A 13,352-nucleotide genomic window follows, 5' to 3' on the forward strand; every position below is an offset into this window, starting at 1 on the left:
GCTCCAGCCCGCGGCGCGCGCCAGCACGCCGACGCAGTAGTAATGGAAATCCACGTCCATGGCTGGTCGTTCCCTTGGTGACGCCCGATTATACCGCGTTCGCGCGAGCCCGCGGCAGCGTCTCCGCCGGCAATTGGGTATTTGCCGGGCCCGGCGGCTATACTACGCATATTTCTACGCATATCATGCGTGCTTGAAGTGTTCCTTCCACAGGGAAAAAGAGAGAAAGGTTCTGTCATGCGCAGTGATGCCGTCAAACGCGGATACGAGCGGGCGCCGCACCGGTCACTTTTGTGGGCAACGGGCCGAATTCAATCCGAGAAGGACTTCGACAAGCCCTTTATCGCCATCTGCAACAGCTTCACGGAGATCGTGCCGGGTCACGTGCACCTGGACGAATTCGGGCGGCTCGCGAAAGAGGCCGTACGTGAGGCGGGCGGCGTGCCCTTTGAATTCAACACGATTGGCGTGGACGACGGCATCGCGATGGGCCACAGCGGCATGCGCTACAGCCTGCCGTCGCGCGAACTGATTGCGGACTGCGTCGAATCGATGATCAACGCGCATCAGTTCGACGGCATGATCTGCATTCCCAACTGCGACAAGATCGTGCCGGGCATGCTGATGGCGGCCATGCGCTGCAACATACCGACGATTTTCGTGTCGGGCGGCCCCATGCTCGCGGGCAAGAGCAAGGACGGCAACGCCATCGACCTGATCACCGTGTTCGAGGGGGTGGGCGCGCACAATCGCGGCGAAATGAGCGAGGCGGAACTCGCGGCGCTCGAACGCAGCGCATGCCCAGGCTGCGGCTCGTGCTCGGGGATGTTCACGGCCAACTCGATGAACTGTCTCTGCGAGGCCATCGGCCTCGCGCTGCCCGGCAACGGCAGCATCCTGGCGATGACGCCCGAGCGCCGCGCGCTGGTGCGGCGCGCCGCCGCGCAGCTCATGAAACTGATCGAGGCGGACCTGCGCCCGCGCGACATCGTCACGCCGCAGGCGATCGACAACGCGTTCGCGCTCGACATGGCGATGGGCGGCTCGACGAACACCGTCTTGCACACGCTCGCCCTCGCGCGCGAGGCGGGCCTCGACTATCCGCTCGAACGGATCAACGAGGTGGCGGCGCGCGTGCCGAACATCTGCAAGGTGTCGCCGTCGAGCCACTGGCACATGGAAGACGTCCATCGGGCCGGCGGCATCAGCGCTATCCTGGCGGAACTGGCCAAGAAGCCCGGCGCGCTGCACCTCGACGCGAAGACGGTTACCCTCCAGACGCTGGGCGAAAATGTCGCGGGGGCGCGCCCGCTGGACCACGAAGTCATACATCCGATCGAAAAGCCGTACAGCCCGACGGGCGGGCTCGCGGTGTTGTTCGGCAATCTCGCGCCGCAGGGCGGCGTGGTGAAAGCGGCGGGCGTCGACCCGGCGATCCTGAAGCATGCCGGACCCGCAATCGTGTTCGATAGCGAAGAAGAGGCGATGAAGGGCATCCTGACTGACAAGGTCAAGGCGGGCGACGTCGTCGTGATCCGCTACGAAGGCCCGAAGGGCGGCCCCGGCATGCGCGAGATGCTCTCCCCCACTTCGGCGATCATGGGCAAGGGCCTCGGCACGAGCGTAAGCCTCATTACGGACGGGCGCTTCTCGGGCGGCACGCGCGGCGCGTGCATCGGCCATGTCAGCCCCGAAGCAGCCGCGGGAGGGCCTGTCGGCCTCATACGCACGGGCGATATCATCGAGATTGACATCCCCGCGCGAACGCTGAACGTGCGCTTGAGCGAGACGGAACTCGAAGCGCGCCGCCGTGAACAGCCCGCGCCGCCGGACCGGCGGCTCACGGGCTGGCTCCGGCGTTATCAGCGATTCGTGACCAGCGCGAACACGGGCGCCGTGCTCGACTGATTCAGAGCAGCGCGCCGAGGAGCAGCGGGACGGTCGCCAGGGCGAGCAGGTGCGTGAGCAGCACGCTGCCGCCCATGAGCGCCTTGTCGCCGCCATAGACTTCGCTGAACATGAGGCTCGCGATCGAGACGGGCATGACCGCAACGATCGTCATGACCGCCGCGTGCATGGGCTCGAGCGGGAGCACGCTCAGCGCCAGGACGGCCAGCACGGGAATGCCCAAGAGCCGTAACAGGCTGATCAGCCAGACGTAACCGTTGCGCAGGTCGTCCGGCACCAGCAACGCGATGCGCGCGCCGCCGATGATCATCGCCACGGGCACCGTGCACGCGCCAATCGCCTTCGCGGTCCCGTGGAGTGTCCCCAAGGCCGTGCCGCGCCGCGCAAACACAGTTGGGTCCAGGCCGGCCGCCTGGGAAAGCCCCAGACACGCGAGCGAGGCGTACAGTGCAATCAACGCGGGGCTGACCAGATGCTTCAACGCCGCCTTGCCGGGCCGCGCGCCACTCAGCGTCATCACGCCGAGAATCCACATGACCGCTTCCGCGCCCAGCGTCGAGAAGATGAGCGCGGCGACCCCGTCCTGGCCGTACAGCTGCAGCACCAGGCCCATCGGAAAGAACGAGTAGTTGTTGACGGTGCTCTGAAAGAGAAATGCGCGGCGGTGCGCCTCGCTGGGGAAACGCAGCCGCCAGCAGATCAGCCGTCCCACCGCATAACCGGCCAGCATGATGATCGCCGTCGCAGCAGGAAGCGGCCAAGCCCGAAGCAGTCCGCCCCACGTAAAGTTCTCGGTGATCGACGTGAAGATGAGGCAGGGATAGATAACATTGATCATGAGCCGCGAGAGCGAAGTGATTCCTTCGGGCCCCATCCAGGCGCGCCGCATGGCCGCGTAACCCGGCGCCATCATCAGGCACACGCAGGCAACGATAAGGAAGAGAGACAGGGTCATGAGTATTCCGTTCGTGGTTTCTTGGCAAGAGCTTTCCCGGAATCGTAACGTAGCGTATCCGCCATACCCCCGCCGATCAAGCAAACGTTGCCGCAACAGGAGCGCTACGTCCCGTTGCCAGCCCGGACGGAGACATGAGCTCAGGCCCTTGGCGAAAAGTGGCGAATGCGGTGACGGGACTCTTCGACGACTGCCTGGGCTGCCGCTCCGAGCCCTTCGCGCGATAGGCCCGGCACCGGGGCACGGCGGTCACTCACGTGTTGGGCCTGTGTAGTGCGGAAGCGCGCCACGCCGCGTAGGCGACCGCCTGCCGCATATCCGCGCGTTCGAGACTCGGATATCTTTCGAGCATTTCCTCAACATGGGCCCCGTGCGCGACGCGACCGGCCATAACGGGTCACATGCCCCGAACACAAGCGCCCGCCCATGATGTTCGGATCAAAAGGAATTTGCCCAAAGATGTGTCCAGTCCTGAGACCGCGGGCAACTTGTTTCCATTTCATAGCACCATATTCGATACCGCCCGGCTGGAATTCTCCTCATTCCGACGGCCCGATCATCTTGGCCGGATCGACGATGGCGTCGAATTCCGCCGCATCGAGCAGGCCGAGCCGGACCGCCTCTTCGCGCAAGGTCGTGCCGTTTGCGTGCGCGGCCTTGGCCACCTTCGCCGCGTTGTCGTAGCCGATGCGCCGGTTCAAGGCGGTAACGAGCATGAGCGAGTTCTCGAGGTGCTGGCGGATGCGCGCCTCGTTCGCCTGGATGCCCTCCACGCAATGTTCGCGGAAGGAGTCCGCCGCGTCGGCCAGCAGCCGCACCGACTGCAGGAGATTGAAGATGATTACCGGCTTGAATACGTTGAGCTCGAAATTGCCGGAAGCGCCCGCTATATTGATAGTTACGTCATTGCCAATGACCTGCGCCGCAACCATGGTCATGGCCTCACACTGGGTCGGGTTCACCTTGCCCGGCATGATGCTCGAGCCCGGCTCGTTCTCGGGGAGCACGAGTTCGCCGATGCCGCAACGGGGGCCACTGCCGAGCCATCGGATATCGTTTGCAATCTTCATGAAACTGCACGCGACGGTTTTCAGCGCGCCCGAGGTCATGACCATGGCGTCATGCGCGGCCAGCGCCTCGAACTTGTTCGGCGCGGATGTGAACGGCAACCCGGTCAGTTCGGCGATCTTCGCGGCGGCCTTTTCCGCGTAACCCCTCTTCGTATTCAGCCCGGTCCCGACGGCGGTGCCGCCGAGTGCAAGTTCCGCGAGCAGCGGCAGCGTCGACTGGACGCGCGCGGCGCCATTCGCGACCTGCCGGGCGTAGCCGCTGAATTCCTGCCCGAGCGTGAGCGGCGTGGCGTCCATCAGGTGTGTGCGCCCGCATTTAATGACATGCGCGAAGGCGTCCGCCTTCGCCGCCAGCGCGGCGTGCAGGACATCGAGGGCGGGCAGCAGGCGGCGGGTGATCTGCTCGACCGCCGCGATGCTCATGGCCGTGGGAAACGTGTCGTTCGACGACTGCGACATGTTGACATGGTCATTCGGATGGACCGGGTCCTTGCTGCCGAGTTGCCCGCCGAGGAGGTCAATGGCGCGGTTCGCGATGACCTCGTTTGCGTTCATGTTCGTCTGGGTGCCGCTGCCGGTCTGCCAGACCACGAGCGGGAAATGGCCGTCGAGGGCGCCCGCGATCACTTCGTCGGCGGCGCGGCAGATCGCGTCGCAGAGGCGGTCCGGCAACAGGCCGAGGTCCCGGTTAACAAGCGCCGCGGCCTTTTTCAGCACCCCGAGCGCGCGGATCAGTTCGCGCGGCATGCGCTCGCCGCCGATCTTGAAGTTTACGAGCGAGCGTGCGGTCTGACAGCCGTAGTAGCGATCCGCCGGCACCTGTATTTCGCCCATCGTGTCGCGTTCGATGCGGAAATTGGTCATGCGTTGCGTCTCCTCGAATCCATGTGGCCGGGACCGGCGTATGATACGCAACACGCGCGGAACGTGTAAACGCGACGGCTGGCATCACGGGAGCGTGTTACTCGAAAAGGGCCTCGACGAATTCCTTCGCGTTGAAGGGTTGCAGGTCGTCCACCTTTTCGCCGACACCGATGAACTTGATAGGGATACCGAGTTCCTTTTGAATGGCGACTACGATGCCCCCTTTGGCCGTGCCGTCGAGCTTGGTCAGCACGATGCCGGTGACGTTCAGCGCTTCGGTGAAGATACGCGCCTGCTGCAGGCCGTTCTGGCCGGTCGTGGCGTCCAAGACGAGCAGCACCTCGTGCGGCGCGTCCGCGACGCGTTTCTTCACGACCCGCTGGATCTTCCGCAGTTCCTCCATGAGGTTGACTTTCGTGTGCAGGCGGCCCGCCGTGTCGATGAGCACGCAGTCCGCGTTGCGCGCCAGCGCGGCGTCCACGGCGTCAAACGCCACGGCGGCCGGGTCGGCGCCTTCGACGTGCTTGATGATCCCCGCGCCGGTGCGCTCGCCCCAAATCGTCAGTTGCTCGGCTGCCGCGGCGCGGAAGGTGTCGGCGGCGCCAAGCAGCACGCTCTTGCCTTCCGCGATTAACCGCGCGGCGAGTTTGCCCGCGGTGGTGGTCTTGCCGGTGCCGTTCACGCCCGCGATCAACGTAACATGCGGCCCCCCCGTGGCGGTGAAGGTGGCTGCGTGATCGCCCTGCTCGAGCAACTGCGCCAGTTCGTTCTCGAGCACCTGATAAAGGTCTTCCGGGTTCTCGATCTTTTGCGCGCACGCGGTCTCGCGCATCTGTTCGAGAATACGCAGGGTGGTTTCGACACCGAGGTCGGCCTCAATGAGGATTTCTTCGAGGTCTTCAAACACGGATGCGTCAACGCGCAACCGTCCCCGGAAAACTCCCTTGACACGGTCGACCAGCCCGCCGCGCGCCTTGCTCAAGCCCTCGCGCAAACGCCCGAAAAAACCCGTTTTTGCCATTGTTTGACTCCTTGGACCAGACTCCTGCGCCGGCGCGTTCCGCGGCGCGGAACCCCGTCAAGCACGGGACGGTGGGACGCGAATCGCGCACTCTTGGAGGAACGCGCTTACGAAGCGGGGGCTTGTGCAATGGGGAACGCGAAGAATTCGAAGCCCGTCTCGTGCATGTCGCTTTCACCGTAGCATTCGAGGCCGCCGTTTTCGTCCGAACCCGCCGCGCCACGCACCTCGTGTTCTTGCGTACCGACGCGAAAACCGGCAAAGCCCCAGTCGGCCACAAGGAACCCGCTGCTATTCTCATGGGCCTCGCCGCGCACCTCGGTGGCGCCGGCGCGCCCGACAAAGTAATACGTATCGTCTTCCTTCCGAACGAGCGCCTCGCCGACGGCGCGCAGACCCGCGCCCTGCTCGCGCACCGCCAGCGCGAACCGGCCCGCATAGCTCGTGACCACGGTTGGGCGCATCACCGCGTCCTGCAAGTCGTCATCCGTCAGCGGAGTAGCGTCCATCTCCGCCGCCAACTCATCGAGCACGGCGCCTGCCGGACCTTCCCAGAGCCCCAATTCGGGGCCGCTGGACCCCGCAATAATCCCAACCAGGCCTTGTTCAATTCTAGCCAGGTTCAACAACACCAGGAGCACAACAACGATACCGGCGAGCGCAAGCACCCCGCCAAGCCAACGGCGGCGCTCTGCCTGCTCGGGCGGCAACTCACCCGGTCCGCCCCGCGCCAAGCGGGCGGCGCGCTGGTCGCGCAGATTGTTGCCGCACACTTTGCAGATGAGGGTATCTTCCGGATTCACGGTGCCGCACCGGGCGCATACAGCATCCGCATCAACATGTCCCGTTTGTGGTCGCATACCCATCACATGAACCCGTCTATATTTACTATCTGTTGTCCGAGCATCCTTCGCAGTTTACACGATGCGTGTCTAGAATATACCTGAGTGTCTTCCAGACGCAAATACAAGGTCATCTTGTCTCCGGCGTTTCTTCTACCATACGCTCTAAGCCGCGTCAAGCGAATAATTTGCGCGGACCGGGTCCCCTTGGGGGCGAGGCCTGCTCCCACGCCGGAATCCAGGAAAGAGGTTGTATGCGGAGCGGGGACTACAGTAGAGTCTTTTGAGAACGGGAGCACTCATCATGACACGGACAGTCTTTCTTGGCGTGTTTACCGGTCTTATACTCTGTGCGGCGCCCGTGTGGACCGAAGCGCCTGCGTCATATGCGCAGCGGCTGGGCTGGGGTCCGGGCGACAAGGTGGTCATCTTTCACATCGATGACGCGGGCATGTCGCACGGCTCGAACCTCGGGGTCGCGAAGGCCATGGCGGAAGGGGTGGCGACTTCGACCAGTATCATGATGCCGTGCCCGTGGGTGCCGCAATTCCGGGATTACCTGAAGGCAAACCCGGACTGCGACGCCGGGCTGCACTTCACGCTCACGTCGGAGTGGGTCCCGTACCGGTGGGGGCCGGTCGCGGGGAAAATGGCCGTTCCGGGACTCGCCGACCGGGACGGTTACCTCTGGGGCGAGGTTGCTGATGTAATTGCCCACGCGACGCCCCAGGAAGTCGAGACGGAAATCAGGGCGCAATGGGAGAAGGCTGAGGCCATGGGCATCAAACCGACCCATCTCGACTCGCATATGGGCACGCTCTTTGCCTCGAAGCCTTACTTCGAGCGGTATATTCAGCTGGGCATCGAAAAGGGCATTCCCGTACTGGTGGCGGGGGGACATCTGCATTTCCTGAAGCAGGACTCGCCGGTACCACTCGACGGGCTGGCCGCCATGGCCGAAAGGGCCTGGGCGGGCGGACTGCCGGTGCTGGACGACATCCACGCATCGAGTTACGACTGGAACGATGGCAGCAAGACGGAGCGTTTCATGGCGATTCTGGACGAAATGCCCCCGGGCCTGCTCGAAATCGTCATACACGCCAGCGTGCCAACGGAGGAGTATCCCGCATTCACGGGCAGTTCCGCCACGCGCGAGGGCGACCTCAACGCGATGACCGACCCGAAGTTGCGGGAGTTCATTATCGAGCGCGGCATACTCCTGACCACGTGGCGCGAGTTGAAGGAGCGGCGCGCGCGGGTCGCGGAGACCAGGTAAGAGCGCCGCCACGGCCGCACGGTCACGCCTTGAACGCGCCTGTGGTCAGGCCCTGGATGAACGGCTTGGTTGCATAGACAAATAGAACGAATAGCGGTATGCTGGAGAGCACGTAGGCGGAGAACAGTTCGCCGAAGTCCGGCGCGATCTGGGATGTCGCAAGCACGAACAGGCCGGACGCCACGACGTGGGAGCTCGAATCCGTCGTGACGACGAAGGGCCAGAGAAAATTGTTCCACGTGCCCAGGATGTTCATCACCAGCACCACGGAAAAGATGGGTTTCGAAAGGGGCAACACGATGTAGCGGTATTGGCCGAGATGCCCGGCGCCGTCGATGCGCGCAGCCTCGAACAGTTCTTCCGGCAGCCCGTCGAAGAAACTCTTGAGCACGAATATCGCGAAGACCTGTCCGCCTGCCACATAGGGGAGGATCATCGCCCAGTACGTGTTCATCAAGCCCAACTGCTTCACGAGCAGGAAGCTCGGCACGAGCGTGAGCACCCCGGGGAACATCATCGTGCTGATGATGAAAAGGAACACAAGCTTCGAACCGAAAAAACGGAACCGCGACAGGACAAACGCGCTGATGGAACCCAGCAGCAGCACGCCGCCCGCCGTCGCCAGCGACACCACGAGCGAATTCACCATGTAGGGCCGAATCTGGCGCCACGCGCCGCGGTAGCCCGCCGCGGCCCGCTCCCGGTAGACCGCCATCGCTTCCGCGGGCGCCGCCTGCCTCTTTTCGCCGTCGTCGAGCAGCAGTGGGATCGGGCGGCGGTCCCCCCGCCATTCTTGAACCCACGCATTGAAGAAACCCGCGAACGCCTCGGGCATGCCGAAGAAAGAATGGTAGATTTCAGTGCTGTTGCGCATGGAATTATTGATGACAAAGACAAAGGGCACGAGCGTCAACGCGGCGAAGAAGAACAGCGTCACATGCACAAGGCAACGCCCGGTGCGGCTCATCGCACGCCCTCCAGTTCTTCCGTGGACTTGAAGTAGCGCAGGTTCAGCACGGTAAGGCCGAAGATGACGACGAACAGGCACACACCGATGGCGCAGGCGTAGCCGAATCGCTGGAAACTAAAGGCGTTGTAGTACATCCAGAGGCCGGGCACGGTCGTCTTGAATCCCGGCCCCCCCTGCGTAAGGATGATTAACCCTTCGAAGCTTTGAAGACCGCCGATGATTGTGAGGATGACGATCAGCTTAAGCTGGCTCATCACCATGGGGACGTCAATGAGGAGAAACTTCCTGATGCCGGCGCAGCCTTCCAGCAGTGCGGCCTCGTTCACGCTGGCGGGGATGTTCGCGAGTCCCGCGTAGTAGATGAGCACCTCGAATCCGAAAACAAACGGAAAACCGACCATCGCTACGGCGACCAGCGCGGTGCGCGGGTCGCTCAACCAGCCGCGCGCCCAATCGCCGAGACCGAGCGCGATCAGGGTCTCGTTCACAAGGCCCCGTTCCGCATAGACGAGGTTCATCCAGATAAGCTGTATGGCGACGGCCGGCACAACGATGGGGATCAGGAAGAGCAGCCGGTAAAGATAGCGGCCGCGCTCATGCGGCAGTGCGCAGATGAGTTTGGCCACGACGAGCGGAATCGTGAGACGCACGGCCACGGCGAGCAGGGTGAGGATGGCCATGTTCAGGATCGAGGGCCACGTAACCGCGTCCTCGAACAGGAATTCCCGATAGTTGCGCAAGCCGATGAACTGCGCATCGCCGCCTACCTCAAACTGGTACAGCGAATTGCTGAACGCCCAGACAACCGGGATATAAACAAAAAGCCCGAGCAGCACGAGCGTCGTGGCCAGCAACGCATAACAAGTCAGGGTCAGCCGGAAGCGATGGCCGAACCAGCCGGTGCGGTCAGTCGTCACAGGGCAGGTCCTCCATCATCGCGCGCACCGGCGCCAGTTCGCGCCACCGCGCTTCCAGCCGGCCCAGGTTGAGATTCTTGCGCATAACGGCGTTATGGGTCGCATAGGCAATGTTTTCCGCCTGTGCCTCCAGGAACTCATCGAGCGTGGCGCCATCGTTGAGATAGAGGTCCAGCAAACGGCGCTGCACCTCCGTGAACTTGAGATCGAAAGTGAAGGTCCACTTGGTGGTCGTATAGCGCCGCCGCAGAATCTCGACAAACGGCTGAAGCGCGGGCAGGGGCTCCACGCCTTTGATGTTCGGGATCAGCGCCTCGTATTCATTGACGATTTGCTCGTAATGTTCCGGCACGCACAGCCACTGCAGCAGGGCAATGACGCGCTTGAGCCGGTCCGACTGTTGCATTCGCTCCTCCAGCGGCAGGGCGGGGTCCGTGTCGCTCAGCGCCGTATTCGTGACTTCAAACTGCACCGCGGAGCCGCCTATGACGCACATGGACGTTTCGGACGCGTATCGCGATGTCTTTTTCGTGAACGGCGGCGGATAGAATACGCCCCACTCAAAACCGAGCGACTTGTCGGCCTTCAGACGGTAGACCACGTTACTCGGGTGCCAGAGCATCGCGCCCTGCTGCGTCACGAACTCCCGCAGCAGGTCGGTGCCCGTAAGATTCCGGTTCGTATACCGGCGCAGTTCCTTCATAATGCGGAAGACCTCGCGGTAGCGGGCGTCGCGCGGCGTGAAAAAACCCTTCTCGAACAGGAACGCCAGTTCGTCCCAGTCGAGGTATCCCTGCAAGTACGCCTCGCGCACCGGGTCCTGGACGAGGTCGATACCCGGCAGCAGGTCGTAGTAAAGCTGGTCAAACAGGAGGTCCGTGCCCCAGTCATTGAACAGCTCAACGAGCATCAGCAGCGGGATGTAGCCGGCATCCTGGAGCTTCTGCAGGACTTCGAGGAATTGTTCCCAGTCTTCCGGCACTTCGACACCGGCCTTGCGGAAGACATTCTTGTTGTAATAGATGCCCGTCTCGATCATGTCAAAGCTGATGCAGTAGTTCCGGTTGTCCGGCGCGGCCTTCCCCCGGCTTATTGCCTGGTACTCGAACATGTCCCACCACTGCGCCGCGCCCGGGGCCGACGGGTCGCCCTTTTCGACGATGAACGGATTCGGCTGTTCGAGCCAATAATCAAGCGGGACATACCAGCCCTTCTGCACGTCCTGCCAGACATCCTCCACGTTGACGTTTATGATGTCGGGCGCCTGGCTGCTGCTGAGCTGCGTCACAAGGAACTCGCGCCGGAAAATCGGAACGGTATTGCATTCGACACGAGTATCGGGGAAACGCGCTTCGAACGCACGGATGACGTCCGCCAGCCCGTGCAGCGGCTTGCCGATACCGAAGGGTTCCGTGCCGGGCATGTACCATGGGCCGGGCGCAACCTTGATCACGTGCTTCACTTCCGGCCCGTAATCGCGGGATCCGAATGATACGCCGCCGCCGTCCGCGCCGGGCCATATCGCCCATGCCCCGGAGAACAGGATCACGGGCAGCGCGGCGGCCTTCAGTACCTGCAGTATCCGCACGACATGCACGTTATGCTGCCCTCCCATTGCAGGCTGCGTTCCCGCGCCCCCCACCCTCCGCGCAGCGCCCCGGCATCTCCACCTGCGTCAATCTAACCGCAGCCGGCCCCCGGGGTCAATCGCGAACCCGAGGCGCATCGCTGCGTGTCCCGGACGTTTCTTTGTACGCGCGGAACGGATTTGGCAGAATAGGCGCCCAACGAATCCGAGGAGTCCGACCATGAAGGAGCAACCGATGATGACACGCCGCGCCGCCCTTGCCACGGTCGCCGGGCTATCCGGCGCACTGGTCACGATGAACCTGCATGCCCAGGATGGGGTGGCGCCCGCGCCTGCGCCGCAGGGCAGGCTCAAACAGTCTGTGAGCCGCTGGTGCTTTCGCATGAGACTCGAAGAACTGGCGCAGGCCGCAAAGGAGATCGGCCTGGTGTCCATCGACCTGCTCAGCCTGAAAGAAATCGAGAAGGTAAAGGAATTCGGTCTGACCTGCGCCATGCCGAACGGGCCGGGCAACCTCGTGAAGGGCTGGAACGACCCGGCCAACCACGATGAACTGGTCGCGAAGTCCGAGGAGATGTTGCCGCAACTGGCCGAACTCGGGATGAACGCGATGATCGTGTTCTCAGGCAACCGGAACGGCATGGGTGACAGCGACGGGCTGCGCAACTGTGTCACGGGCCTGAAACGCATACTGCCGCTGGCCGGGCAACTGGGCATTAAGGTCGTCATGGAGTTGCTGAACAGCAAGCGGGACCATAAGGATTACATGTGCGACCACACGGCGTGGGGCGCCGCGCTGGGCAAGGAACTCGGCGCGCAGTCCTTCGGTCTCCTCTACGACATTTATCACATGCAGATCATGGAAGGCGACGTGATCGCGACGATTCAGGAGAACATCGAGTATATCGCCCACTTCCACACGGGCGGCGTGCCGGGCCGCAACGAGATCGACGAGACGCAGGAATTGAACTACCGGCGGATCATGCAGGCTATCGCCGACACGGGCTACACCGGCTATATCGGCCACGAATTCGTGCCGGCCGGACCGGACCCGGTCGCGTCTCTGCGCCGCGCGTTCGAAATCTGCAACGTTTAGGACGGTCGTGCGGAACCGGTTAGTCCGCTTGAGCATCCGAACGGATCGTCTCGCTCCGTTGCCGGTGCAGCGCCGGGTCAACGACCGCCGCCATGGCGACTACGTTCAATCCGCCCCCCAGGAACATGTTGACGCGCTCCGCGACTGCATGCGGGCGTTCCAATACGTCACGGTGCTCAACATGCAGCGCCTCCACGGCGGGCGACCTTGCGATCCAATCCAGCGCGCGTTCCCTGTCTTTCTCGAACAAGGCAGTCATGCGTTCCTCGCTTGTGTCATCCTCTTTACCGCGCCGCTTCAGCATCTTGCGCTGCGAAGCGAGGACCTCGCCCATAGCGCGATGCAGGAAGATGATTTTGTACCGAAAAGCGTTCGGAAGTTCCGGCAGTAGGAAGGAAATTATCTTGACGGCCTTGCCGCGCGCGTCCGGCAGCCAGCCGGCGTCCTCGCGCAGCTTCTTCACGCGGTCATACTCGTAATAGCCCCTCGGGTTGTCCTCGTCCGCCGCGCGCAGGCCATCCGTGAGCACCGGCACGCCGCCCGCTTCGAGCATGCGCATCATCATGGACGTGCCCGAGCGCGGCAGGCCGGACACCACGATGATCGCGTCGTTCCCGGGTGAGCTGTGTTGCGCGGGCATTGTATTCAAGGCCGGCCTCCATTCCTGCAAATGACGGGGTAATCATAACAATTTCAGTGTCGGCCGCGGCAGAATTGCTGCGGCTGACCGCTCAGTTCCCCGGCGAGGAAACGCCGCACAGCGTTCTCGGGGTCGTCCTCGTCGTGCACGAGGTACACCTCGATGCCATGCACCTTGAGGTCTTCAGCGGCGCGCCAACCCATGC

General features: G+C 63.1%; 11 protein-coding genes and 1 pseudogene. 3 read left to right on the forward strand and 9 right to left on the reverse strand.

What is annotated here, in order from left to right; genetic code table 11:
* The first annotated feature begins 237 nt into the window (after positions 1-237).
* Positions 238-1,908 carry a dihydroxy-acid dehydratase gene (gene ilvD / locus KA184_19910; GenBank protein MBP8131850.1) on the forward strand — a complete coding sequence of 557 codons (1,671 nt, stop codon included), beginning with the start codon at positions 238-240 and terminating at the stop codon, positions 1,906-1,908.
* 1 nt (position 1,909) lies between these two features.
* On the opposite strand, the gene KA184_19915 is transcribed toward ilvD, so the two are convergent.
* The 5 genes and pseudogenes from KA184_19915 to KA184_19935 all read right to left on the reverse strand — a co-directional run bounded on the left by KA184_19915 (position 1,910) and on the right by KA184_19935 (position 6,621).
* Complete coding sequence (locus KA184_19915; GenBank protein MBP8131851.1) at positions 1,910-2,863, reverse strand: AEC family transporter; 954 nt, start codon at positions 2,861-2,863, stop codon at positions 1,910-1,912.
* Positions 2,864-3,116: 253 nt separating this feature from the next.
* Positions 3,117-3,366, reverse strand: a pseudogene (locus KA184_19920) (DUF433 domain-containing protein).
* 36 nt (positions 3,367-3,402) lie between these two features.
* Positions 3,403-4,797: a class II fumarate hydratase gene (gene fumC / locus KA184_19925; GenBank protein MBP8131852.1), complete on the reverse strand. Its 1,395-nt coding sequence runs from the start codon at positions 4,795-4,797 to the stop codon at positions 3,403-3,405.
* A 97-nt stretch (positions 4,798-4,894) separates the two neighbouring features.
* Entirely contained in the window at positions 4,895-5,818 is a 924-nt protein-coding gene (ftsY, locus tag KA184_19930) for a signal recognition particle-docking protein FtsY (GenBank protein MBP8131853.1), read from the reverse strand.
* A 107-nt stretch (positions 5,819-5,925) separates the two neighbouring features.
* Positions 5,926-6,621 carry a hypothetical protein gene (locus KA184_19935; GenBank protein ID MBP8131854.1) on the reverse strand — a complete coding sequence of 232 codons (696 nt, stop codon included), beginning with the start codon at positions 6,619-6,621 and terminating at the stop codon, positions 5,926-5,928.
* A 343-nt stretch (positions 6,622-6,964) separates the two neighbouring features.
* Between KA184_19935 and KA184_19940 the strand changes: the two genes are divergently transcribed.
* Positions 6,965-7,936 carry a polysaccharide deacetylase family protein gene (locus KA184_19940; protein ID MBP8131855.1) on the forward strand — a complete coding sequence of 324 codons (972 nt, stop codon included), beginning with the start codon at positions 6,965-6,967 and terminating at the stop codon, positions 7,934-7,936.
* A gap of 22 nt (positions 7,937-7,958) precedes the next feature.
* On the opposite strand, the gene KA184_19945 is transcribed toward KA184_19940, so the two are convergent.
* From KA184_19945 to KA184_19955, 3 genes are read right to left on the reverse strand one after another with little or no spacing between them, the layout of a single operon-like run.
* A complete protein-coding gene (locus tag KA184_19945; GenBank protein ID MBP8131856.1) occupies positions 7,959-8,903 on the reverse strand; it encodes a carbohydrate ABC transporter permease in 945 nt (314 codons plus the stop codon).
* The gene (locus tag KA184_19950; GenBank protein MBP8131857.1) at positions 8,900-9,823 is read right to left on the reverse strand and encodes a sugar ABC transporter permease; all 924 of its coding nucleotides are present in this window, start codon (positions 9,821-9,823) and stop codon (positions 8,900-8,902) included. The genes KA184_19945 and KA184_19950 overlap by 4 nt, the downstream gene beginning before the upstream one ends.
* The gene (locus KA184_19955; protein MBP8131858.1) at positions 9,813-11,438 is read right to left on the reverse strand and encodes an extracellular solute-binding protein; all 1,626 of its coding nucleotides are present in this window, start codon (positions 11,436-11,438) and stop codon (positions 9,813-9,815) included. Before KA184_19955 ends, KA184_19950 begins: the two co-directional genes overlap by 11 nt.
* A 208-nt stretch (positions 11,439-11,646) precedes the next feature.
* On the opposite strand from KA184_19955, the gene KA184_19960 reads away from it, so the two are divergent.
* A complete protein-coding gene (locus KA184_19960) occupies positions 11,647-12,507 on the forward strand; it encodes a TIM barrel protein (GenBank protein MBP8131859.1) in 861 nt (286 codons plus the stop codon).
* A gap of 19 nt (positions 12,508-12,526) precedes the next feature.
* Here KA184_19960 and KA184_19965 read toward each other — a convergent pair whose 3' ends face one another.
* The gene (locus KA184_19965) at positions 12,527-13,147 is read right to left on the reverse strand and encodes a sulfotransferase family protein (protein MBP8131860.1); all 621 of its coding nucleotides are present in this window, start codon (positions 13,145-13,147) and stop codon (positions 12,527-12,529) included.
* Positions 13,148-13,352 lie beyond the last annotated feature (205 nt).

The organism is Candidatus Hydrogenedentota bacterium, from assembly GCA_018005585.1.
Taxonomy (GTDB): domain Bacteria; phylum Hydrogenedentota; class Hydrogenedentia; order Hydrogenedentales; family JAGMZX01; genus JAGMZX01.

Bases quoted from the DNA above. Each gene is read 5' to 3' on its own strand.
- fumC (MBP8131852.1), bottom strand. From the start codon at position 4,797: ATGACCAATTTCCGCATCGAACGCGACACGATGGGCGAAATACAGGTG.
- KA184_19960 (MBP8131859.1), top strand. From the start codon at position 11,647: ATGATGACACGCCGCGCCGCCCTTGCCACGGTCGCCGGGCTATCCGGC.
- ilvD (MBP8131850.1), top strand. From the start codon at position 238: ATGCGCAGTGATGCCGTCAAACGCGGATACGAGCGGGCGCCGCACCGG.
- KA184_19940 (MBP8131855.1), top strand. From the start codon at position 6,965: ATGACACGGACAGTCTTTCTTGGCGTGTTTACCGGTCTTATACTCTGT.
- KA184_19955 (MBP8131858.1), bottom strand. From the start codon at position 11,438: ATGGGAGGGCAGCATAACGTGCATGTCGTGCGGATACTGCAGGTACTG.
- KA184_19965 (MBP8131860.1), bottom strand. From the start codon at position 13,147: ATGCCCGCGCAACACAGCTCACCCGGGAACGACGCGATCATCGTGGTG.
- ftsY (MBP8131853.1), bottom strand. From the start codon at position 5,818: ATGGCAAAAACGGGTTTTTTCGGGCGTTTGCGCGAGGGCTTGAGCAAG.
- KA184_19915 (MBP8131851.1), bottom strand. From the start codon at position 2,863: ATGACCCTGTCTCTCTTCCTTATCGTTGCCTGCGTGTGCCTGATGATG.
- KA184_19945 (MBP8131856.1), bottom strand. From the start codon at position 8,903: ATGAGCCGCACCGGGCGTTGCCTTGTGCATGTGACGCTGTTCTTCTTC.